Annotated in this window: 17 protein-coding genes; 7 read left to right on the plus strand and 10 right to left on the minus strand. The window is 63.0% G+C overall.

Annotated features, from left to right (window positions below; genetic code table 11):
* The first annotated feature begins 42 nt into the window (after positions 1-42).
* Positions 43-819, plus strand: a complete 777-nt coding sequence (locus SO180_RS32945) for an SDR family NAD(P)-dependent oxidoreductase (protein ID WP_449382988.1) — start codon at positions 43-45, stop codon at positions 817-819.
* A gap of 14 nt (positions 820-833) precedes the next feature.
* On the plus strand, positions 834-2,831 hold the full coding sequence (locus SO180_RS32950; protein WP_449382989.1) for an alpha-glucosidase: 1,998 nt from the start codon (positions 834-836) through the stop codon (positions 2,829-2,831).
* A 121-nt stretch (positions 2,832-2,952) separates the two neighbouring features.
* Here SO180_RS32950 and SO180_RS32955 read toward each other — a convergent pair whose 3' ends face one another.
* Positions 2,953-4,260: an MFS transporter gene (locus SO180_RS32955; protein WP_449382990.1), complete on the minus strand. Its 1,308-nt coding sequence runs from the start codon at positions 4,258-4,260 to the stop codon at positions 2,953-2,955.
* A 129-nt stretch (positions 4,261-4,389) separates the two neighbouring features.
* Between SO180_RS32955 and SO180_RS32960 the strand changes: the two genes are divergently transcribed.
* Positions 4,390-5,388, plus strand: coding sequence for a LysR family transcriptional regulator (locus SO180_RS32960; protein WP_449382991.1), 999 nt, complete (start codon positions 4,390-4,392; stop codon positions 5,386-5,388).
* Here the strand turns inward: SO180_RS32960 and SO180_RS32965 are convergent.
* From SO180_RS32965 to SO180_RS32985, 5 genes are all read right to left on the minus strand, one after another.
* On the minus strand, positions 5,342-6,418 hold the full coding sequence (locus SO180_RS32965; protein WP_449382992.1) for an amidohydrolase family protein: 1,077 nt from the start codon (positions 6,416-6,418) through the stop codon (positions 5,342-5,344). The genes SO180_RS32960 and SO180_RS32965 overlap by 47 nt on opposite strands.
* A complete protein-coding gene (locus tag SO180_RS32970) occupies positions 6,415-7,248 on the minus strand; it encodes a citryl-CoA lyase (RefSeq protein WP_449382993.1) in 834 nt (277 codons plus the stop codon). Before SO180_RS32970 ends, SO180_RS32965 begins: the two co-directional genes overlap by 4 nt.
* Before the next feature lie 21 nt (positions 7,249-7,269).
* On the minus strand, positions 7,270-8,547 hold the full coding sequence (locus SO180_RS32975; protein WP_449382994.1) for a CaiB/BaiF CoA transferase family protein: 1,278 nt from the start codon (positions 8,545-8,547) through the stop codon (positions 7,270-7,272).
* 40 nt (positions 8,548-8,587) lie between these two features.
* On the minus strand, positions 8,588-10,045 hold the full coding sequence (locus SO180_RS32980; protein ID WP_449382995.1) for an SLC13 family permease: 1,458 nt from the start codon (positions 10,043-10,045) through the stop codon (positions 8,588-8,590).
* Between the two features lie 273 nt (positions 10,046-10,318).
* The gene (locus SO180_RS32985; RefSeq protein ID WP_449382996.1) at positions 10,319-12,109 is read right to left on the minus strand and encodes a peptide ABC transporter substrate-binding protein; all 1,791 of its coding nucleotides are present in this window, start codon (positions 12,107-12,109) and stop codon (positions 10,319-10,321) included.
* Between the two features lie 310 nt (positions 12,110-12,419).
* On the opposite strand from SO180_RS32985, the gene SO180_RS32990 reads away from it, so the two are divergent.
* Entirely contained in the window at positions 12,420-14,741 is a 2,322-nt protein-coding gene (locus tag SO180_RS32990) for a molybdopterin guanine dinucleotide-containing S/N-oxide reductase (protein ID WP_449382997.1), read from the plus strand.
* A gap of 225 nt (positions 14,742-14,966) precedes the next feature.
* Entirely contained in the window at positions 14,967-16,274 is a 1,308-nt protein-coding gene (locus SO180_RS32995) for an MFS transporter (RefSeq protein ID WP_449382998.1), read from the plus strand.
* 102 nt (positions 16,275-16,376) lie between these two features.
* Here the strand turns inward: SO180_RS32995 and SO180_RS33000 are convergent, their stop codons facing one another.
* A complete protein-coding gene (locus SO180_RS33000; RefSeq protein WP_449382999.1) occupies positions 16,377-16,619 on the minus strand; it encodes a hypothetical protein in 243 nt (80 codons plus the stop codon).
* A 119-nt stretch (positions 16,620-16,738) separates the two neighbouring features.
* Complete coding sequence (locus tag SO180_RS33005) at positions 16,739-18,058, minus strand: aminotransferase class V-fold PLP-dependent enzyme (protein ID WP_449383000.1); 1,320 nt, start codon at positions 18,056-18,058, stop codon at positions 16,739-16,741.
* Between the two features lie 281 nt (positions 18,059-18,339).
* Between SO180_RS33005 and SO180_RS33010 the strand changes: the two genes are divergently transcribed.
* The gene (locus SO180_RS33010; RefSeq protein WP_449383001.1) at positions 18,340-19,539 is read left to right on the plus strand and encodes an adenylate/guanylate cyclase domain-containing protein; all 1,200 of its coding nucleotides are present in this window, start codon (positions 18,340-18,342) and stop codon (positions 19,537-19,539) included.
* A gap of 125 nt (positions 19,540-19,664) precedes the next feature.
* Here the strand turns inward: SO180_RS33010 and SO180_RS33015 are convergent, their stop codons facing one another.
* The gene (locus tag SO180_RS33015) at positions 19,665-20,183 is read right to left on the minus strand and encodes a YkgB family protein (RefSeq protein ID WP_449383002.1); all 519 of its coding nucleotides are present in this window, start codon (positions 20,181-20,183) and stop codon (positions 19,665-19,667) included.
* A 41-nt stretch (positions 20,184-20,224) separates the two neighbouring features.
* Entirely contained in the window at positions 20,225-20,761 is a 537-nt protein-coding gene (locus SO180_RS33020) for a carboxymuconolactone decarboxylase family protein (RefSeq protein ID WP_449383003.1), read from the minus strand.
* Positions 20,762-20,915: 154 nt separating this feature from the next.
* Between SO180_RS33020 and SO180_RS33025 the strand changes: the two genes are divergently transcribed.
* Positions 20,916-21,899 carry an AraC family transcriptional regulator gene (locus tag SO180_RS33025; protein WP_449383005.1) on the plus strand — a complete coding sequence of 328 codons (984 nt, stop codon included), beginning with the start codon at positions 20,916-20,918 and terminating at the stop codon, positions 21,897-21,899.
* Positions 21,900-22,057 lie beyond the last annotated feature (158 nt).

A 22,057-nucleotide genomic window follows, 5' to 3' on the forward strand; every position in this document is an offset into this window, starting at 1 on the left:
CGTTCCCGATATCGAGAAGCCGCGTTTCGATCCGGATGTCTAATGCTTAACGAGGTTACCAAGATGGCAGCTTACGATTCGGTTCGCTACGCCTCATTGGCTGGTCGCAGCGTGCTAATTACTGGCGGAGCATCTGGAATCGGCGCCGAAATGGTGAGGGCCTTTACTTCCCAAGGGGCGATCGTCTCTTTCGTCGATATCGACGAGGCGGCGGGGTCGGAGACCGCGGCCGCGACGGCAGCGGAGTTCATTGCTTGCGACATCACCGACATTGCAGCGCTCCGCTCTGCGATCGCGGGCGTGGAAGACAAGCATGGACCGGTCGCAGTGCTCATCAACAATGCCGCCCGCGATGACCGCCACGCGATGGCCGACGTTGGGCCTGAGGCTTGGCGGCGCGCGCTGGCGTTAAACCTCGATCATCAGTTTTTCGCCAGCCAGGCCGTGAGTGGACGGATGATTGAGGCCGGCCGCGGGGCGATCATCATGTTCGGATCGGTCTCCTGGATGCGTGGAATCCCGGGAATGGTCGGCTATACAACAGCGAAGGCGGCAATCAACGGCATGACCAAGACGCTTGCCCGCGAACTGGGCCCAGCGGGCATTCGTGTCAACTGCATCGTGCCGGGTGCGATCGTGACCGAGCGCCAACTTCGGTTGTGGGCGACACCCGAAAGCAATCGGAAGTTCATCGAAAGTCAGGCGCTCAAAATTCGACTCGATGCCACGCACGTTGCGCGCGTAGCGCTGTTCCTCGCCTCTGACGAGAGCGCAGGCTGCACAGGGGCGAACTTCGTCGTCGATGCTGGCCTGACCTGAAGGGATGAAGGGGAATGGACTTAAAACTTGAGACGACCCAATCCGGCTTCGCAATCTCCATTGGTGGCCACCGGGTTCTTGCACACAGTGCCGCAGCGCCATGTTTCTTCGTCGGTCAAGGGCACGATAGCATCGCGATGCATCGCGGTCACTTCGAGATCGAAGATCGCCTTGCTGAACGCTGTCCGCTAGCGCATGCCGAGACGGATGGCGAAATGATCGTGTTTGCCGCTGCCAAGGGGCAGCCCCCGCGCCTGGCTGTCACGCTCGAGGGCAATGCGCTGGTGCTGCAGGCCCTTGAACCATCCGTGAATCGATTTTGGCTGCGTGTCGTTGCCGACCGGGATGAGAACGTCTGGGGCGGAGGCGAGCAGTTCTCCTACTTTGATCTGCGCGGGCGGCGCTTTCCGTTGTGGGGCTCGGAGCCAGGCGTCGGGCGCGACAAGAACACCGAAATCACATTCAAGGCGGACGTGGCGGGCCACGCGGGCGGCGACTACTATCACACGTACTATCCCCAGCCGACTTATCTCTCATCGGCGCGCTATGCGCTGCACGTCACGACATTCGCCTTTAGCGCGCTCGATTTTCGCGATGATTCGTTTCACGAGATTGAAGTCTGGGCCGTTCCGGAGCGCATTGAGCTGTTTGCCGCACCCTCGTTCGTCGAACTGGTGGAGATCCTGTCCAGCCGTTTTGGGCGTCAGCCGCCACTCCCGGAATGGATCTACAGCGGTGCGATAATCGGCTTAAAGGATGGAGCGAACTCGTTCGATCGCCTCGCGAAGATGCGTGAGGCGGGCGTCAAGGTCGCTGGTCTGTGGTGCGAAGACTGGGTCGGGATTCGGCCGACTGCATTCGGCGCGCGGCTGTTCTGGGACTGGCAGGCAAACGAGACGCGGTATCCGGGCCTGCGACAGCGCATCGCTGAATTGAACAGCGAGGGCATCCACTTCCTCGGTTACGTGAATCCGTATCTTTGCGACGATGGTGCCCTGTTCAAGGAGGCCGAGGATGCGGACTACTTCGTCAAAGATGCTTCAGGGCGAACTGCCCTGATCGATTTTGGCGAATTTCACTGCGGCATCGTTGATTTCACCAATTCAGACGCCGCGGCGTGGTTTTCCGAAGAGGTCATAGGCGCGAGGATGCTCGACTATGGCTTGTCCGGGTGGATGGCCGATTTTGGCGAGTATCTACCGGTTGAGGCGCGTCTCGCCAGCGGTGTCGACGCAAGGCTGGCGCACAACCATTGGCCAACGCTATGGGCAGAAGTCAACGCGAAGGCGGTGGCGAGTCGCGGCCGGACAGGTGAGGCAGTGTTCTTCATGCGGGCTGGCTTCACAGGCATACAGAGGTCGTGCCCGTTGCTCTGGGCCGGCGATCAATCGGTTGACTTTTCGCGGCATGACGGGTTGGTCACGGTCATCTGCGCCGCGTTGTCGTCGGGACTGCTCGGCAATGCGTTTCACCATTCCGATATCGGCGGCTACACGAGCCTGTTCGGAAATGTCCGCACGCCCGAACTTATCATGCGCTGGACCGAGATGGCGGCATTCACGCCGGTGATGCGTAGTCACGAAGGCAACAGGCCCCGTGACAATTTGCAGATCGACGGCGACCCCGTGGTCCTTTCGCATTTTGCAAGAATGACGGCGATCTACGTTCAACTCTCGCCCTATCTCAGGAGATTGTCGCTGGAAGCAACCCGCCGGGGCCTCCCGGTGCAGCGTCCGTTGTTCCTGCATCACGAAGAAGACCGGCGCACCTACGGCATTCAGGATTGCTATCTCTATGGTCGGGACGTGCTGGTTGCGCCCGTCTGGCAGGCATCACAAGTTGAGCGGAAACTCTACCTTCCGGCGGGGACTGACTGGATTCACCTCTGGACGGGCCAGTCATTTGCTGGCGGCCAGGAAATATCGATCGAGGCGCCGTTGGGACGGCCCGCGGTCTTCTATAGGGCAGATACCGAATTCGAAACGCTGTTTGTTGGACTTCGGGACTTATAGTTCCGCTTTGTACGTCGAGGTAACCCATCGGCAGCACCAGCATTTGTATGAAGCGCGCGGCCGCCCGGAAACCACAGTGTGAAGCCGGTCGACGACCGAGCCAACATGCGCTCGCTGCAACTCAGATCTCCTCCGCGACCAGTTTGAGGGCGCCGGCAATTCCTGTCGCCACGACAAGGATCACCGCCATCCCGATCATGCCGGCGTTGAAGGAGCCGGTTGCGTCCTTCAAAAGGCCGACCATATAGGGACCCACGAAACCGCCGAACGCACCGACAGAGTTGATGAACGCTATTCCCCCGGCCGCCGCGGCGCCCGTCAGGAAGCTCTGCGGGATCGTGTAGAAGACAGTCCGCGCGGAGATCGTTCCGACCAGCGCCAGTGTCAGGCAGGCCAGGGCCGGAGCGAGCGAGGTGAAGACGACCGAGAGGGTCAGTCCAAGGGCGCCAAGGATCAAAGCGGCCATGAGATTGTAGACCTTCTGACCTTTGCGATCCACGAGACGCGCCCAAAACAGCATGCCTATCGTTGCGAAGAGGTAGGGAACAGCCGAAAGCCACCCGACTTCCATGTTGCTCAGACCGTGCCCCTTCAGGATCAAGGGCAACCAGATGCCTATGCCGTAGGAGCCGATCGTGAAGGCGAAGGTGACCGCCGTGAGCATCAGCACCCGCGAATCTTTCATTGCGGCCCACAGGTTCTTTTTTGGCTTGTCGTGCTTGTCGCCGGCAAGAGCGGACAGAAGCGCTTGTCGCTCCTGAGGCGTGAGCCATTGAGCCTGCTCGGGCCTGTCGGCGAGCAGAACGAGGCACAGAATTCCGAGCACGCATGCTGGAAGGCCTTCGATCAGAAACATCCATTGCCAGCCTGCAAGCCCCCAGAATCCATCCATGCCGAGGAGGGCCGCCGAGATCGGACTGCCCAGCAGCGAGGATAGCGGCGTCGCAGCCATGAACAGGGCGAGCACGCTCGTCCGGTGCTTCGCGGGAAACCAGATCGAGATGTACCAGATCACGCCCGGAAAGAAGCCGGCCTCGAATACACCGAGGAGAAAGCAGATCAGGTAGAAGCTGTACGGTCCCGTCGCAAACGCAGTCGCCGCCGCAGCAAGGCCCCACGTGATCATGATGCGGGCCAGCCAGCGACGCGCACCGAACCGGTACATCATCATGTTGCTCGGGACTTCCAGAAGGCAGTAGCTGAAGAACAGGATTCCGGCGCCCCAGCCGAATTGAGTGGCGCTCAATCCGATATCCTTGTTCATTTGCAGTGCAGCAAAGCCGACGCTGGTGCGATCGAGGTAGTTGAAGAGATAGGCGAGACCCAGAAGCGGGACCAAACGCCAGGTGTTCTTGGAAATGGCACTTGCCAGCAGTCCCGCATCGGGACTTCCATCCGTGAATGATCTGTTGGCCGTGATTTCGGTCATCCGCTGGTCCTCCCTGCTATCCGGGCCGGTTACCCTGACGGGGCCCAGCCGTGTTAGGCTCGACATGCCAGATCGAGCGGACAAGGGTCCAATCGCTAATGTTCAAGAACCGATAACCGGGAGGAAGAAGTGGACCTTCGCGACCTCACCTATTTTGAGGTGATTGCCGATTTGGGCCATATGGGCCGAGCTGCCGACAAGCTCGGCCGCACTCAACCAGCTCTGACAAAATGTATCCAGCGTCTCGAAGAAGCCGTGGGCGCCGATCTGTTCGAGCGAACAGGGCGTGGGATCACCCTCACGCGCGTCGGAGAGGTCCTCCTGGCACGCGCGCGACGAATGCGCGAGGCGATGGAGGAGTCGCTGCGCGAGGTCACCGATTTCGCCGCCGGCGCGGCAGGTCGCGTCAGTATCGGCTGTGGCGCCACGATGGGGGAATACCTGCTGCCGCAGATATGCCGGGCCATCATCGCCGATGCGCCTGGACTGGCGATCGAAGTGCAGATTGGAATGAGTGGCGTCGTCAGGGCAGCGCTTCGCGAGCGGACCCTCGATCTCGCGATTGGACCGATACTTGCCTCGGACGAGCAGGAGTTCAGGCACGAAGCGTTCGGCATGGACGAAGTGGTCGTCGTCGCAGCAAAGGATCATCCACTTTGCGGCAAGCGGCTCGCCATTGAGGATCTGGTCGCGTCGAAATGGGTGCTGCCGGCCCGTACCGTCGCCATGCGTCAGTGGCTCGACAACGTATTCGAAGCGCATGGTTTGCCGCCGCCGATCGTCCAGATCGAGACCAACTCGATCACGACGTTGCCCAAGCTGATCGCCGACACGGCGCTGCTCAGCTTCACGTCCACGCGAAACCTTCATCCGCTTCGACTGGGCAGCCAGCTCGACCGTTTGATGATCGACACCACGACGATGCGAAGGCCGCTCGGCTTCGTCACGCGCAGGGACGGCTATCTCTCTCCGGCCGCGCAGCGGGTCGTCGGCCTGCTCAAATCCAAAGGGCGCGATTTCCTCGAGCAGGTCACGTTGCCGGGCATGACGGACGCCTCCGACGCAGTGCCGCCCATCGTGGTCAGTCGGGCGGAGCGAGTCCATAAACGCGTGAGACAGTCCCACTGAACAGGCTCTGGCGGTCGCTCTCGCTTGCGTGACGCGTCAGGCGTTTGAATGCATTCCACGCCGATCCATATCCATACGAGCCCTTGTCGACCGGAAAATTGCTCTCGAACATGCATCGTTGCGGGCCAAATGCTTCGATGCAAACCTCAATGTAGGGCCGCCAGACTGAGGCGAGGACTTCCGACGTCGGCGGGATCTCCCGCATGTCGAATCTGAATCCGTTGATACGCATTCCGAGGCCGCCGAGCTTGACGCAGACGTTCTCGCATCTTGCAAGATCGCGGATCGCGCCCGACCACGCGGCGAAAATGTCGTCGCGCCGATCCTTGTAAGCTCCGATGCCGACGATCCCGCCGAGATGATCGAGCACGATCGTTGTTTGCGGGAACGCCCGCGCGAGCTCGGTCAGTTCGGGGATTTGCGGGTGGAACAGCCATGCGTCGAAGACGAGCTCCAATGGCGCCAGTCGCGCAAACCCGGCTCGAAACGCGCTGTCGCCGAGGAGGCCGGGCGGACCGGCGCTCAGCGGATTCATCAGGCTTCGATCGGTGTCCCACGCGGCTACGTGCCGAATGCCGCGAAATCGGTCGGGAGCGGCGGCGACGTGGGCTTCGAGCACCGCCGTCACTTCGTCTCCGAGACGCAGATCCGCGTGACCGACAATTCCGGCACAAAGGCGCCGCGGACCGTAGTTGCCGCTCGCGCTCATGGCCGCGACACCATTGATGAACTCGGTTTCGCCGACGACCCGCATCGCAGTTGGTCCGCCGGACCTGTACATCGCCTGGCACTGCATGAAGACGCTTGCCGTGACGTTATGACCGCTTCCGGCGATGTCGGCGAGATATTCGTCGAACAGGTATCTCCAGTTCTGCCTGTCCCAGAGATGATGATGGGCGTCGATGATGGGCAGATCAGGTTCGAGCGCCTCCTCGAAGCCGCGCGCCAGCCAGTCCGGCCGCACGGCGAGATAGTTGCCGCCTCCCGACCGAGAGGCGGAGCCGCTGCCTTCGGTTTGGTTTTGAGTCATTTTGCGAAATCCCGAGGAGCGGGCCCGGTGTAGCGATAGGGAATACCCGGCGGCATGGGTCCCTTGATCCGTCCGCCTTGCTGCGATTGCTCCCATGCATGCGCGAGGATGCCGACCGAACGCGAGAGAATGAACAGGCCACGACCCAGCGCGGGCGAAAAGCCCAGCTCCGAATAGATGACGGCGGTGGCCCCGTCGATGTTCATGGGGATCTTCCGACCCTTGCGCCGCTGCATCAAGTCTTCGACCCCGTGGCCGATCTCTGCAAAGCGCCCGGTGACCACGTTATGCCCTCGCGCTGCATCGACCAGCTCGAGTAGCCGGGGTGATCGGGGATCGATCGGATGAAAGCGGTGTCCGAAGCCGGGCACGATCTTTCCGTTCGCTGCGACGAAGGCGTCGAGGCCCTGTTCGATGGCTGTTTTCAACTCGGCACCATCATCCTGAAGACGCGCGATTTCGGCGTACAGCTCCATGCATTGTTCGCCGGCGCCGCCGTGCACGTCGTCGAGCACGTTGATGGCCGAGGCCATCGCGCCATTCAGAGGAAGGCCACATGTCACGGCCATCCGTCCGATCGCGATCGACGGCGCCTGGGGACCGTGGTCCACGGCGGCGACAAGCGCAGCTTCCAGGAGTGCTCCTTGCTCAGGGGACGGCAGCTCGCCCTTCAGCATCAGCCATATCATTTGCGGGAACGACACCCGGCCAATCAGTTGCTCGATCGGAAAGCCGCGAAACCGGATCACGCCCGGCTTCATGTCGATAATGCCGGTCGACCACCATTGGGTCGCCGTTTGCAGCAGGTCTGCGGAGCCTTGATCGGTCATGAGTCTCTCCTCGATCGCTTGTCAGGTGCTCGACGTCTCGGCGCGTGCCTTCAGATCCGGCATCTTGACCGACTCCTTGACCGTCGGCCGGTTGTCGAAGGCGACAACGCCGTGCTGGCCGAACGCTTCGATGTCGCCGTGCTCGAAGCCGAGCTGCCTGAGCCACTTCTCGGTGTCCTGGCCGAGGCGGGGTGGCGGCAACGGTTCCGGATAATCCGTCTCGAGTCGGAAGCCCGGACGGGTGACACGCATCGTCTGGCCGCCTGACACTTTCGCGCTCAGGCTTTCGACGAACTTGCGGCCGACGATCTGCTCCTCCTTGAGCACCTGCGGCACGCTCAGAACGCATCCAGCCGGAACGCCGTTGGCGTTGAAAAGCGTCTCCCATTCGGCCGCGGATTTGGCGGCGAGGGCGACTTCAAGCTCCTGCTTCAGAGCCGCGCGATGGTCCTTTCTCGCCTGCCGCTCGCTAAACCGCGGATCGGACTTCAGCTCCGGTTTTCCGACGATGTCGCACAGCGCCTCATACTGCTTCTGCTCGTTTGCCGCGATGTTCAGCGGCCCGGAGCCCGTCGTGAAAGTGCCGGACGGAGCTGCCGTGAAGTTCTCGTTGCCGATCGGTTGCGGATCGACATTGCCGTTGAGGTGGTTGGAAACCACCCAGCCCATCGCAGCCAGGGTTGATTCAAGCAGCGAGACATCGATGTGCCGCCCGCGTCCGGTCTGCCGTTGTTCCACGAGAGCGGCCGTGATCGCAAAGGATGCGGTGAGACCGGCAATCGTGTCGGCAATCGGAAAGCCGGTGCGCAAGGGGGCGGTGTTGGCATCGCCCGTGACGCTCATGACGCCCGAAAGTCCTTGAACGATCTGATCGTAGGCGGGTCGGCCCGCCCAGGGTCCGTCCTGCCCGAAGCCGGAGATCGCGCAATAGATGATGCGCGGATTGCGCCTTGCCAGCACCTCATAGCCGAGCCCCAGCCGTTCCATGACCTTCGGGCGAAAATTCTCCAGCACGACGTCGGCCGTTTCGACGAGACGAAGGAATATCTCCTTGCCTTGATCGGCCTTGAAATCGATGGCGACGGATTGCTTGTCCGCGTTGACGGCGACGAACGACAACCCCATGAGATTCTTCGCCATCGCCGGGTCGGCGCCGAGTCGGCGCGCAAGATCGCCGCCCTTTGGATTTTCGATCTTGATGACCTCGGCGCCGAGACGTGCAAGCTGATAGCCGCAGAACGGACCGGCGAGCACGTTCGAGAGATCGAGGACGCGAATGCCGGCGAGTGGCAATGTCATGTGTTGTGCTCCGGATATGTGAATTGACGCTCGACAGAAATCAGACCAGTCCAAGCCAATGCCACCAGGTCGCGGCGCACAGGGCGTAGAGAAGGCAGGCGACGATGCAGACGACGACACCGACTTTCGGGAAATCCTCGACGCGCAATCGGCCCGTTCCATAGACGAGGATGCTTGGCAGGGTGTTGTAGAACATGAGGAGCGGATAGCCGCCGATGATCATGCCGGCCGGCAGCGCCAGCGCGACCGGATTGACACCAGCTGTTCCCGCCATCGCCAGGATGATCGGCAGCAGGGCCGTCGCCATGGCGGTCGTGCCGACGAACATCACGTGCATGAACTGCACGATGAACATCACGACCACGATGACGATCAGCGCCGACGAACCGGCCAGGCCGAGCGCGAGGAAGATCGAATTGGCCAGCCAGTTGGCGGCGCCTGTCTTCAGAAGGATGTCGCCGAGCGAGACTCCGCCGCCCGCGATGAGCAGCACCTGCCAGGAGACGCCCTTGTTGGCATCGTTCCAGTCGATCACGCCGAAGCGAGGCAGAAACAGCAGACAGGCGCCCATCAGGCAGACGACTGTCGTGTCGAGCCCGGTCAAGCCCTGCGTCGCCCACAGACAGCTCACCAGGGCGAAGACGGTCAAGGCGCGCCATTCGGCGGAAGACATCCCCCCCATTGCGGCGAGATTCTGCGAAATCCGCGCGTCGGCCTGCTCATGACCGGCCTTGAATTCCGGCGGAAAGACACGCTGGATGAACCACCAGGTGAACATGGTCATGACCAGCGCCGGAGGGAATCCGTAGAGCAGCCATTCGGCGTAGGTGATCGTATGGCCGCTCGTCTTCGCGACGAACTCGACCGTCACGGGGTTCGGCACCGTCGCCGTCAACACGCCGGCACCGATCGTCGCATTCGTCATCGTCAGGGTCAGGAGCAGATTGATTGCAAATGGCGAACGCGCTCCGGCTCCGAAGATCGTCAGAATGCTGAGGCACTCCGGCAGGAGGATTGCCGTGCGCGCCGTCGATGACGGAACGAGAAACGCAAGCGCGATATTGACGAGCGTCACCCCGAGCGTAATCCGTGTCGGTTCACTGCCGAACCGCGCCAGAATGATGTAAGTGATGCGCTCCGCAAGCCGGGTCTTCACCATGGCGGTCGCGAGAATGAAGGCGCCCACGATGAGGTACACGGGCGAGGCGGAGAAGCCGTCAAGCGCGGTCCGAAGCGTAGCCGTTCCGGTCAGGACCGCAAGCGGTACAACCATCAGGCTGGCAATGGCCAACGGCATTGCCTCGGTCAGGTAAAGAACGAAAATGCCGCCAAAGAGCGCAAGCGCCTTGTGTCCCTGCAAGGACAGCGATTCCGGCGTGGGACTGAACCAGATGGCGGCCGCGATCACGATGGCGAGGGGAACGCCGATCGCCCTGAGCGTGGCCTCCAGCGATCGAGGCGCGTGCTCGCTGCCCGCCGCGTGAGCGTGAGATGACACGTGTTTCTCCCTGTCGAAGCATTCGGCGATGGATCGGTGCCATCACGGATTTGGGGCCGTGCTTCGCCGTGGGATTAACTCGCGAACCAAACCTGCGTCCAATTGCAAGTTTTCAGGAGATCATAACTGGCGGGAATGTGCTCGGCCGGCCGATGTCTCGCCGCTACGAGTGCGGCAGCGTCATCGCGCAGATGGAGGCGATCCGAGCCGGGCATGGGATCGGTAGCAGTCAAGTCCTCCTTTGAGTTGGATTGATCGCGATACCGGCTCGAGCTACGTGCTGCGATACCAACTCGCCAGATTCCACGTCGTGACGTCCCAACCCGAGATGTCGGCCATGAGGTTGTTGACGCCGGCGCCGACGATGTTGCGTGAGAGGAGCGGCAGGAACACGTTTGCCTCGCAGAAGGTCTCGTCGACCTTGATCAGCAGCGCGGCGCGCTTGACCGGGTCGAGCTCGTTCTGCGCGGCCTTGTAGGCCTTGTCGGCCTCTGGATCGGACCAGCGCGAGATGTTTCGCCCGAGCCATTTGTTCTCCTTGTTGGCGATCTCCCACGAAACGCACTGGTTCAAGAACCGCTCCGGATCGGGCTGCGGCTGCGTCGTGTTGTACATCTCCATGTCGGCATAGAATTTCGAGTAGGTATCGGGATTGCCGACGTCCGACGAGAAGAACACCGATGCGGTGACCGACTTGAGCTCGATCTCGATGCCTGCGCGCTGGCAGGCCTGCTTGATGATGGCCTGCGTCTTCTGGCGCGGGGCGTTGATCGAGGTCTGGAAGACGAATTTGAGCTTCTTTCCGTCCTTCTCGCGGATGCCGTCCGCGCTCTTTGTCCAGCCGGCCTCGTCGAGGATCTTGTTCGCCTTGTCGACGTCGAACGCGTATTTGAGCTTACCCGACTTGAACTGCGCAGGCTGGTTGACGAAGCTCGCCGTCGCGATGCCGCCCCGGCCGTAGATGAATTTCTGGATCGCCTCGCGATCGATCAAGAAGTTGATCGCCCGGCGAACGGCCGGCTCGGACAGCGTCGGGTGCCTGGTCTTGATGCTGGAACGCTCGCCGTCGACCTCGGTCCACGGGTCCGTCGTGTTGAGGATGATGAACTCGACGTTGCCGGAGGGCGTGACGTCGACCTTGCCCTTCCCACCGGCCTCCATGCGCTTGAGGACCTCATCCTCGACCAGCAGGTTCCAGGCATAGTCGTATTCGCCGGTCTGCAGCACTGCGCGTGCGGCGGAGACCGCGTCGCCGCCACCCTTCACCTCGAGCGTGTCGAAATGCGGCTGGTTCTTGACGTGATAGTCGGGGTGGCGTTCGGCCCGGATCATGTCGCCCGGCTTGAACTCGACGAACCTGTATGGGCCGGTGCCGACCGGCTTCAGATTGCCTGGCGCTTCGCGCGACTTCGCGCCGACATAGTTGCCGAAATGGTGTTTTGGCAGGATCTGGCCGACCGCGCCGACGAAGGGGTCGGCCCAGAACGGGGTCGGACTCTTGAACTTCACCTTGACGGTGTGGTCGTCGATCTTCTCGACGGTGATGTTCGTGTAGGATCCCGTGGTGTACGCCGCGGTCGCGAGATCCGCGGCGTATGTCCAGGTGAAGACGACGTCGTCGGCGGTGAAGGGCTTGCCATCGTGCCATGTCACGCCCTGCTTCAGCTTCCACGTCACGCTCATGCCGTCCGGCGCAAGGCCGCCGTTCTGCTTGCTCGGGACCTCGGCGGCGAGGCAGGGGATGAGGTTGCCCTCCTTGTCCCAGCCGGCGAGCGGCTCGAAGAAGATGCGCGAGGCGATCTGGTCCTTGGTGCCGAGCGCGAAATGCGGATTGAGCAGCGTCGGGGCCTGCCAAAGCAGGATCTTGAGCGGGCCGCCGCCGCCGGCCTTGGTCGGCTTGTAGTCAAGCGTGGCGTCCGCCATCGCCACGTCGTTCCAGGCCAGGATCTGGCTCGCGGCCGGCGCTGCGATGCCGATCGCAGTCATTGACTGGATGAACGAGCGTCGCGACAGCGTGCCTTGCTTCACCTCCGAGATGAGCCCGCGGATTTCGTTTTCGTTCATCGGATGACCTCCACCTCAAAGAAAACCCGTCACCGGTTGAATCCCATCATGTTTCATCAAGGCGGGGGCGGCAATGCCGACAAGGCCGGGAAACCCTGCGGCGAAACGGCGATCAGCGAATGAGTGAACTCGCGCAGCCATGACGACGTTGAGACCGGACGCATGAAGGCTGTGCAATCTGCGCGAGGCCGCTATGCTCTCGGTTCCCGACATCGCTAATCCGTTGCCCTTCACAGCCGCGCTTCATTATATTGTCTCGGCAATTGCGACCGGAGCAGCCTGCTCGGCGCCCCCCGGCGAGGACCACGCGATGGATGATACGATTGGCTACCCCGATCCCGGCCTCGACCTGTCGGACGGTTTCAAGCCGCACACCTCGCACTGGGGCGTGTTCTCGGCGCGCAACGGCGAGGCCGGGTTGGAAGTCAGGCACTATGCGGGGGATCCCGATCCGAGCGGCATTATCGACAATTTCCCCGGCGCGCTCCGCCACCAGGCGCGCGTCGCCCAGCCCGCGATCCGCCGCGGCTGGCTCGAGCGCGGGCCCGGCCCCGACGATCGCCGCGGCCGCGACGAGTTCGTCTCCGTCAGCTGGGAGAAGGCGCTAGACCTCCTTGGGGACGAGCTGACGCGCATCCGCGACACGCGCGGGCCCTCGGCTATATTCGGCGGCTCCTATGGTTGGGCGAGCGCGGGCCGCTTCCATCACGCGCAGAGCCAGGTGCATCGCTTCCTCAACATCGCGATGGGCGGCTATGTGCGGTCGGTCAACTCCTATTCCTCAGGCGCGTCCTCGGTGCTGCTGCCGCAGATTTTGGCGGGCTACGAAGACATCACCAAGCGCAACGTCACCTGGGAGCAGATCGCGACCGAGACCAAAATCGTGCTGGCGTTCGGCGGCATGGCGCTGAAGAATTCCATGGTGGCGGGCGGTTCGATCAGCAAGCACGTCGAGCGCGGCGCCATGGACGCTGCGCGCCGGCGCGGCTGCGAGTTCATCCTGGTCAGCCCGCTCCGCGACGATCTGCCGGTGGAGGCCGGTGCCGAATGGATGACGTGCGTGCCCGGCACCGACACTGCGCTGATGCTCGGCATCGTCCACACGCTGGTAGCCGAGGGCTTGCATGATCAGGCCTTCCTCGATCGCTACACCGAAGGCTGGCCGGTCTTCTTGCGCTACCTGACCGGCGAGAGCGACGGGCAAGCCAAGAGCGCCGAATGGGCCGCCGTGATCTCTGGCGTCAATGCGCCCACGATCCGCAAGCTCGCGCGTCGCCTTGCCGGAAAAAGGGCGCTCATCACCGTCTCCCATTCGTTGCAGCGCGCCGAGCATGGCGAGCAGCCGGTGTGGATGGGCATGGTGCTGGCCGCAGCGCTCGGCCAGATCGGCCTTCCCGGCGGCGGCTACGCCTATTCGTTAGGGGCGATCGGCTATTACGGCCGGCGCGTCAACGACGTGCCGGGGCCGACGCTGGGGCAGGGGCGCAACGGTGTCGCCGATTTCATTCCGGTGGCGCGCATCGCCGACATGCTGCTCAATCCTGGAAGCACCTATCGCTACAATGGCGAGACGCGCATCTATCCGGACATCCGTCTCGTCTATTGGGCCGGCGGCAATCCCTTCCATCACCACCAGGACATCAACCGCCTGCGCAAGGCCTTCGCGAAAGTCGATACGCTGGTCGTGCACGAGCTCGCCTGGACCGCGACGGCCCGCCACGCCGATATCGTCCTGCCCTCGACAATGACGCTCGAGCGGGAGGACATCGGCTATTCCGCCAACGATCCCTTGATGGTCGCCATGCACGGGATCGCCGAGCCGTTTGGGCTGGCGCGTGACGACTATGAGATATTTGCCGATCTCGCCGATCGTCTCGGGGTGCGCGAACCCTTCACCGAGGGGCGCAACGCGCGGCAATGGCTGCAACATCTCTATGAGCCGACCCGTGCCTCGCTGGCCAAGCGCGGCCTCGAAGCGCCGAGCTTCGAGGAGTTCTGGCAGCGCGGCAGCTTGGTCGTGCCGCAGCAGCCCGACGACGGCGGCAGGCTGCGCCGCTTCCGCGAGGATCCGGTCGCACACGCTCTGCCGACGCCGAGCGGGCGCATCGAGGTTTTTTCGGCGAAGATCGCAGGCCATGGCGATGCGGATTGTCCGGGCCATCCGGTCTGGCTCGAGAAGACCGACGTGCCGACGCCCGGCTCGCCGTGCTTCCTCGTCGCCAACCAGCCGGTGACGCGGCTGCACAGCCAGCTCGACTTCGGCGGACATTCGCTAGGCGCAAAACATCGTGGCCGCGAGGCCGCGCGCATGAACCCTCGTGACGCGGATGCTCGCGGGATCAAGGACGGCGACATCATCCGCCTGTTCAACGCGCGGGGCGCCTGCCTTGCCGCGGTCCATGTCACCGACGGCATCGCGCCCGGTGTAGTCCAGCTGCCGACCGGCGCCTGGTACGACCCGATGGATCCGGAGGAAGAAGCGCCGCTTTGCGTTCACGGCAATCCGAACGTGCTCACCCGCGACATCGGCACCTCGTCCTTCGCGCAAGGCTGCACCGGCCAGCTCACGACCGTCGAGGTGGAGCGGTTCACCAGCAACCTGCCCCCGATCCGCGCGTTCGACCCGATCTAGCGGACGCCGCTGCCAACAGGTCAAAGCCGCGGATCGGCATGGAAGACGCCGACCGCCATCGGTTGCATTCAATGTCGAAATTGAATTGATCGATGCCCAATAACTAGTCGATCGCACGCGGGGTGTCTTCTAGGTTCGAGGCGATGGCGGAACGAGCCGCGGGAAAACCGGGGCCGGGCCAGAGGCTGGGCAAAATGCCGAGGCGCCAGCTCAAGGGAGGATTTGATGCGCGAGTCGAACCTGCAGGCGTTCACCAAGGCGTCCACCCGCTATCGGTGGGTCATCTGCGCCTTGTTGTTCGCCGTGACCACGATCAACTATATGGATCGCAATATCCTCGGCGTGCTCAAGCCGACGATCCAGAACGATCTGCATTTCAGCGAAACAGATTTCGGCAACATCATCTTCTGCTTTTCGTTCGCCTACGCTTTCGGTTATGCCGGCATGGGGTGGCTGACCGACAAGATCGGAATTCGCCTCGGTCTTGCCGCAGCCGCCATCCTGTGGTGCCTCGCATCCATGGCGCACGGCCTGGTCGCATCGGTCGCCGGATTCATGGTCGCCCGCATCGTGCTCGGCCTCGGTGAGGGTGGCAACTTCCCGACGTGCATCAAGACGATCGCCACATGGTTCCCGGTGCGGGACCGTGCCTTGGCAACCGGCATCTTCAACAGCGGCAGCAATGTCGGCGCGATGCTGGCGCCGCTGATCGGTGCACTGGTCGTGAGCCTGTCCAGCTGGCAGGCAGCCTTCTACGTGACCGGCGCGATGGGGCTGATCTGGGTCGCGTATTGGCTGATCGCCTACCGCAGCCCGGCCGAACACCCCCGCGTGTCGCCGAGCGAGCTGGCCTATATCAACAGCGACCCCGAAGTCGCGACGGAAAAGGTCCCCTGGGCAAAGTTGCTGGCCTATCCCGGCACCTGGGTTTACATCGTTGGTGGTGTGCTCACCAACCCGGCCTGGTGGTTTTACAACAACTGGGTTCCGTCCTTCCTCAACAGCAAGTTTCACGTGTCGCTGATGGCGGTGGGCTTGCCGCTGGTGGTGATCTACCTGCTCACTGATATCGGCTCGATCGCGGGCGGCTGGATCTCGTCGACCCTGATCAAGCGCGGCACGGAAGTGTTCACCGCCCGCAAGATCACCTTGCTGGTCTGCGCAGCCTGCACCGTGCCGGTGTTTCTCGCGCCACAGTTGGACAGCATGTGGGCCGCAGTCGTCTTGATCGGCATCGCGATGGCGGCTCACCAGGGCTTTTCCGCCAATCTGTTCACGCTGGTATCCGACACCATGCCGCGCGGAGCGGTCGCTTCCGCGGTCGGGCTCGGAGGCGGCATCAGTTCCGTGGCGGGCGCCTTTTCCGCCGCGGCCATCGGCCGCGTGCTCGACGCAACGGGCAACAACTACACCTTCGTGTTCTTCGCCTGTGCCAGCGTTTACCTGATCGCAACCGCGATCATTCACTTCGTCCTGCCGCGCACGAGGGCTTCGATGGTGGCGACCGACGGGGGGCTGGTATCGGTCAGCTGAGATCTGGTTCGGGCTGCGCCCGAGAAGTTTCGACCAAACTTCGCAAAACAAAAAGGCCTCGCCGAAGCGAGGCCTTCCTTGTTCAACCATGCCGGGTCTGCGCTAATCGTCCCAGTAGTGTCGGCGGATCACAACGCCGCGGTCGTAGTCGCGGTCATGATGGTACCAGCCATGATGCCAGCCGCGGTCGTGATCGTAGAAGCGCATGCGCGGACCATCATAGCGGTCGCCGTAGTAGTCTCGGTCGCCGCCAATATAGACCCCGAAGCCGGCTGCATTGGCGATGGTCGGGGCACTGATTGCAAGCGTCGCTGCCGCTGCAAGCGCGTAAGTGAGCTTCCTCATCGGTTCCTCCTTTGCATCGTTCGTGCAGGGGTCAACGACCGCCAGCATCAGCCGTTGCAGGAACGCGGCAGAAACTTTGTTGAATGGATGTTCAGGTTCCCCAAGCCTGATGGCGGGCCTCAGCCCGCCTTCGTGCCGGTGATGATTGCAAGCGCCTCGACCAGGCGGTCGAGATCGGCCTCCGTGGTGTAGAGCGCCGGCGTCACGCGGATGCATTGCCCCTTGGCAACGCCCGCGCGGCGCACGGTGTGCACCTTGAAGCCGTCCCGGAGCCTGGTCACGACGGCGTCGTTGTCTGCCTTGCTCGTCTTGCCGGCGAGGCGAAATGAGGTGATGGCGCCGTAGGAGCCGGCTTCGTCCGGCGTCAGGATCTCGATATCCCTGAACGCGCGGGCGCGGCTCACCCAGTAGTCGCGCAAATAGCGCAGGCGGGCCTGCTTGGCGGGTGCGCCGATCTCCTGATGCAGCGCGACCGCCGTCGGCACCGTCAGCACGGTCGCGAAATTCACGGTGCCGGTGTGCACGCGGGAGCGGATATCGCTCTCCGGATAGTCCTCGTCGCCCATGTCGCGGTCGATGTCGGCGAGGCGGTCTTTCCTGATGTAGAGGAAGCCGACGCCGAGCGGCGCGCCGATCCATTTGTGCAGGTTGAAGCCGACGAAATCGGCCTCGAGCTCGCCGACTTTGAACTCGATCTGCCCCGACGAATGCGCCGCGTCGACGATGGTGTCGATGCCCTTCGCTTTTGCCATGCGCGCGATCTCCGCGATCGGCATCACGAGGCCGGTGCGGTGGCTGACATGGGTGAGAAGCAGCAGCTTCGTCTTTGGATTGGCCTCGATCGCCTTTGCGTAGGCGTCCAGCACCGCCTGCCGGGTCGCCGGCTCCGGCACGTCGAACTTGACGACGTCAACGCCGCGTCGCGCCTTCAGCGCGTTCATCGCATACTGCATCGAATCGTAGTCGAGATCGGCATAGAGCACGGTGTCGCCGGCCTTCAGCCTGTTGTAGCCGCCGATCAGGAGCTGCAGCGCCTCCGTCGCCCCCCGCGTCAGCGCGATCTCCTCGGGCGCCGCGCTGACGGCTTCCGCGACCTTGACGCGCACGGCCTCGAAATCGGCACCAAAGCGCTGCCGCGCATAATAGGAATTCTGGGAGTTGACCATGTCGGTCTGGCGGATGAACTCGCGCCGGACGGGCTCGGGCATGACACCCCAATAGCCGTTCTCCAGGTTCACGACGTCAGGTGTCACGGCATAGAGCCCGCGCACCGCGTCCCAATAGGCCTTGTCGGTGGCGATCGCAGCCGCCGGCCCCGTCGGCGCTTTCGGCAAGCCTTCGGCGGCCAAGGCCGGCCCCGCCAGCGGCGCAACCGCAGCGGCCGCGAGCCCCTTCAGGATCGACCGGCGGTCGGACGACAACATCTTGAACAAATGCATCTTGAGCCCCCAAATTTAGCGCGGCGACCAGAGCAATGATCGACGAAGCCGAGATGACGAGACGGTGACCGTCCACTGATGTGGCGTCGATCCAGGGCTCAGGCGCCCGTAGGATGGGTTGAGCACTAGCGAAACCCATCATGCTGCATCGTCGGACAAACCTCGATGGGTTTCGCGACCGCTCTACCCATCCTACGGGTTGGCAGCCTCCATTGACGTCGCCTGCCCGAGACACGACATATCCTGCACCCCCGACCCGCCCCTCGGCCCAGGAGCACCTCATGAACGCGCCGCAAAACATCGATCCTGCTGCCGCGCTTCCGGGCAGCGAGGTCCTGCACTGGCTGACCAACGAGACGCGCGATCAGCGCTTCATCGACAATATCTTTGCCGAGATGTGCATCCGCCTCCAGCAGGCCGGCATTCCGGTCGCGCGGGCGACGCTGCATGTCGTGATCAACCATCCGCAATGGCTGGGCGCGCGCATGATGTGGGCCGATGGGATGCAGGGCGCGGAGATTTCGCGGGTCGATTACGATGTGCGCGGGCGGTCCGAATATATCGGCAGTCCCGCCAACGAAATCTACGACGGTGCAACCGAGGTGCGCGAGCATCTCGAACGGGACCCGTCAGAGCGGCGCAAGCACGCCGTCTACGACGAGATGCGGGCGAAGGGCCTGACTGACTATGTGGCGTGGCCGCTCTATCATACGCTCGGCAAGCAGCATCTCGTCACCTTCGCAACCGATCGTCCCGGTGGTTTCGACGATACGCATATCGCAGCCCTGAGGAGACTGATGCCGGTCCTCGCGCTGGTCAGCGAGATCCGGGTCAAGAACCGGCTGGCGCGCACCCTGCTCGAGACCTATGTCGGATCGCATGCCGGCGAGCTCATTCTCGCGGGCGCCACCAGGCGCGGCAGCGGCACGACGGTGCGAGCCGCGATCCTGATCTGCGACTTGCGCGATTTCACGCGCATCTCGGACAACTGGCCGCGCGACGACGTCATCGATCTCCTCAACGACTATTTTGACGCGATGTCCGAGCCGATCGTGCGGCATGGCGGTGAGATCCTGAAATTCATCGGCGACGGCCTGCTCGCCATCTTCCCGCTCAGCCAGCCCTCGGCTGGGGCAAATCTGCTGCGGGCCGTGAGCGAGGCCCGGCAGGCGATGGCTGTGCTGAACGAAAACAACAGCGTCACCGGCCGCGCGCCGCTGCATTACGGGATCGGCGCCCATGTCGGCGACGTCATGTACGGCAATATCGGCTCGCGCACCCGGCTCGACTTCACCGTCATCGGTCCTGCCGTCAACATGGCCTCGCGTCTCGAAACTCTCACCAAGCAATTTGGGCGAACCGTGCTGCTCTCGCGCGCCTTCGCCGATCTCGTGAAGAACGACTTCGAGCTGGAGCGCGTCGGCGAGCATCCGGTGCGCGGCTTCAACGAGCCGGTCGAGCTGTTTGCGTATCACGGCTGAAGATTGACCGGCCACTTGCGTCGGCCTCCCGGATTTCGCTGCGCGGTTCGGCGTGGCCGAAGACGCGCAATCGCCGGCGAGCGGGAAGCTGGCCGGCGACGCATCGCCATCAGCAGAGTGCCACCTTATTGCCGCGTCAGGCGAACCACGTCCTGCCTCAGCACGTAGAGCGAGACGGCGAGCAGAACGACATCCTTCATCAGGAAGGGCACGTTGCCCGTCATCGCAGGGAAACCTCCTGCGGCCATGTCCCAGCCTTCCGGCATGAACGGAATGATGGTGACCGTCGCAATGAACGTGCCGGTCGAGCCCAGGGCGCCGAGAATGCCGAGCCGCTTGTCCCAGAAGCCCGCGAGCAGCAGGGACCCGAACGTCCACTCGGAAACGCCCAGGAAGTAGCTGGCGCCGGCGTGGCCGAACACCGGGTACAGCCACCAGATCAGCGGCCCGTTGCTGATGAACGGGACCAGGCGTTCGAACTCGTACGGAAACCATTTCTGATATCCGAAGAAGAAGAACATGATCACCATCGAGGCGCGGACGACGTGATAGTCGAGATCGTCCGCGAGCAGGCCGGAGCTGTGCAGCACACGGACAAGGGAATTCTGTGTGGTCTTTTGAGTGGTCTTGGCAAGCACGGTCATGGTCGCGAGTCCTTCATTCAAGATCTGACTGCATGGTCGCTTCACGCGACTGCGGGGAAGTCGATCTCGGTGTCGTTGATGCGGTTGAACACGTTGGTGAAGACGGTGGTTGCGAAAGCCAGGCTGATCTCGACCAGTTGGGCGTCGCTGTAGCCGGCAGCCTTGATCGCGGCGAAATCCTCGTCACTGACGGTGCCGCTGGACCGAGCGAGCTTGCGCACGAACTCGACCAGCGCGTCTCGCTTGGCATCGCCGGTGGGCTGGCCTTCGCGGATCTGCCTGAGCTCCTCCGGCTTCACGCCGGCGAGCTTGGCGAGATAATTGTGGGCGGCGACGCAGTAGTCGCAGCCGCCGGCGGCGCTGATGACAAGCTTGATCACTTCCTGGTCGCGCTTGGTCAGGCTGCCCGCAGCGAGCACGGCGTCGGCGGCGAGAACCGACTTGAGCGCAGCGGGACCGTGGGCGGCAATGGCCGCAAACGTGTTTGGCACGCTGCCGACGGCCTTCTTGATCTGGGCATAGACCTGACCGGACGGGCCGGCGACGGTTTCGAGGTTGGGGACAGTAAGACGAGACATGGTGACACTCCTTCGTTGGGTTCGTGAACGATTGCGGAGTGACAATATGATCGCGGCTTGAGTCTTTGAATGTCGCAATAACTCATATATATGCTCAATCATCTCATTTCCCGGTCGGGAGGTCGTCGTGGATTGGCTTAGCCGGCTGTTCGAGATGATACCGGTGCACGGTCGCCTCGATCTGCGCTGCGCCTACGGTGCGCCCTGGCGCATCGACCAGGGGCCGGGCGAGGCGAACGAAATCCCCTATCACGCGGTTGTCGGCGGTTCGGCGCTGCTCGAAGATCCAGCGGGCGGACGGTCGCTTCACCTGGAAACGGGCGACATCCTGCTGCTTCCCGGCAATCCGCGCCATGTGATGCACGACGGGAGCGGCGCGCGGCCGAAGCCGGCACGAAATCGCCGAGAGCTCAATCTCGTGATCAGTGAAAACGCTGGCGGAGGCGAACGGCTTGACTTGCTGTGCGGACATTTCGCGATCGCGCCCCCGCACGATCGGTTTTTGCGCAGCTATCTCCCTCCACGCCTGGTCGTGCATGCCGGCGCGCGCGCGGTGCAAAGGGACACCGGTGCGCAGCTTGGCGGTCTCGTTGCGCTGATGCGCAGCGAGTCGGCGGACGATCACTTGGGTGGCCGTGCAATGCTCAACGCGCTTTCAACGGCGATGTTCGCGCTCGTGCTGCGCCTTGCAAGTGAGACCGAAGATGCGCCGCGGGGTCTCCTCGCGCTGGCTGGTCATCCTCGCGTGGCCCCGGCCGTCGCCGTTCTGTTCAACGAGCCGGCGCGCGCGTGGTCGCTGCCCGAGCTTGCGCGCCTGTGCAATATGTCGCGTGCCACGCTCGCCCGTCAATTCCAGGAGAAACTGGGACGGTCTGCAAGCGATCTCCTGACGGACATCCGCATGGCGCGCGCGGCGAACGAATTGCGGAAATCCTCGATCTCGACCGCAGGCGTTGCGGAGATAGCAGGATATCAATCCGAGGCCGCATTCCAGCGCGCCTTCAAGAGCCACATGGGCATCACGCCGGCGCAATGGCGAAAGGCGGCACAGGAACCAGCGAACCTTGCCGACCTGGGATTGGCGAAGGCTGCCGAAAGCCGTAGTCCGGATGGAGCCAAGCGCCGCCGTTCGGGATAACTGTATCGGCTCGCGCTCCCGGCTTCACCGTCATAGGCCCTGCCGTCAACATGGCCTCGCGCCTCGAAACGCTCATCAAGCAACTAAAGCGGGATGGGGTTAGGTTGAATCGATTTGGGATTCCCAAATCAGCTTGTTTCTGATTCACCATGCTGGCT

It is taken from the genome of Bradyrhizobium sp. UFLA05-112 (assembly GCF_053572325.1).

Excerpts from the sequence above, each read along its gene's own strand:
- SO180_RS33015 (WP_449383002.1), bottom strand. The coding sequence starts at position 20,183 with ATGACCGTGCTTGCCAAGACCACTCAAAAGACCACACAGAATTCCCTT.
- SO180_RS32950 (WP_449382989.1), top strand. The coding sequence starts at position 834 with ATGGACTTAAAACTTGAGACGACCCAATCCGGCTTCGCAATCTCCATT.
- SO180_RS32995 (WP_449382998.1), top strand. The coding sequence starts at position 14,967 with ATGCGCGAGTCGAACCTGCAGGCGTTCACCAAGGCGTCCACCCGCTAT.
- SO180_RS33025 (WP_449383005.1), top strand. The coding sequence starts at position 20,916 with ATGATACCGGTGCACGGTCGCCTCGATCTGCGCTGCGCCTACGGTGCG.
- SO180_RS32945 (WP_449382988.1), top strand. The coding sequence starts at position 43 with ATGCTTAACGAGGTTACCAAGATGGCAGCTTACGATTCGGTTCGCTAC.
- SO180_RS32975 (WP_449382994.1), bottom strand. The coding sequence starts at position 8,547 with ATGACATTGCCACTCGCCGGCATTCGCGTCCTCGATCTCTCGAACGTG.
- SO180_RS33010 (WP_449383001.1), top strand. The coding sequence starts at position 18,340 with ATGAACGCGCCGCAAAACATCGATCCTGCTGCCGCGCTTCCGGGCAGC.
- SO180_RS33005 (WP_449383000.1), bottom strand. The coding sequence starts at position 18,058 with ATGCATTTGTTCAAGATGTTGTCGTCCGACCGCCGGTCGATCCTGAAG.
- SO180_RS32965 (WP_449382992.1), bottom strand. The coding sequence starts at position 6,418 with ATGACTCAAAACCAAACCGAAGGCAGCGGCTCCGCCTCTCGGTCGGGA.
- SO180_RS33000 (WP_449382999.1), bottom strand. The coding sequence starts at position 16,619 with ATGAGGAAGCTCACTTACGCGCTTGCAGCGGCAGCGACGCTTGCAATC.
- SO180_RS32970 (WP_449382993.1), bottom strand. The coding sequence starts at position 7,248 with ATGACCGATCAAGGCTCCGCAGACCTGCTGCAAACGGCGACCCAATGG.
- SO180_RS33020 (WP_449383003.1), bottom strand. The coding sequence starts at position 20,761 with ATGTCTCGTCTTACTGTCCCCAACCTCGAAACCGTCGCCGGCCCGTCC.
- SO180_RS32990 (WP_449382997.1), top strand. The coding sequence starts at position 12,420 with ATGGATGATACGATTGGCTACCCCGATCCCGGCCTCGACCTGTCGGAC.
- SO180_RS32985 (WP_449382996.1), bottom strand. The coding sequence starts at position 12,109 with ATGAACGAAAACGAAATCCGCGGGCTCATCTCGGAGGTGAAGCAAGGC.
- SO180_RS32955 (WP_449382990.1), bottom strand. The coding sequence starts at position 4,260 with ATGACCGAAATCACGGCCAACAGATCATTCACGGATGGAAGTCCCGAT.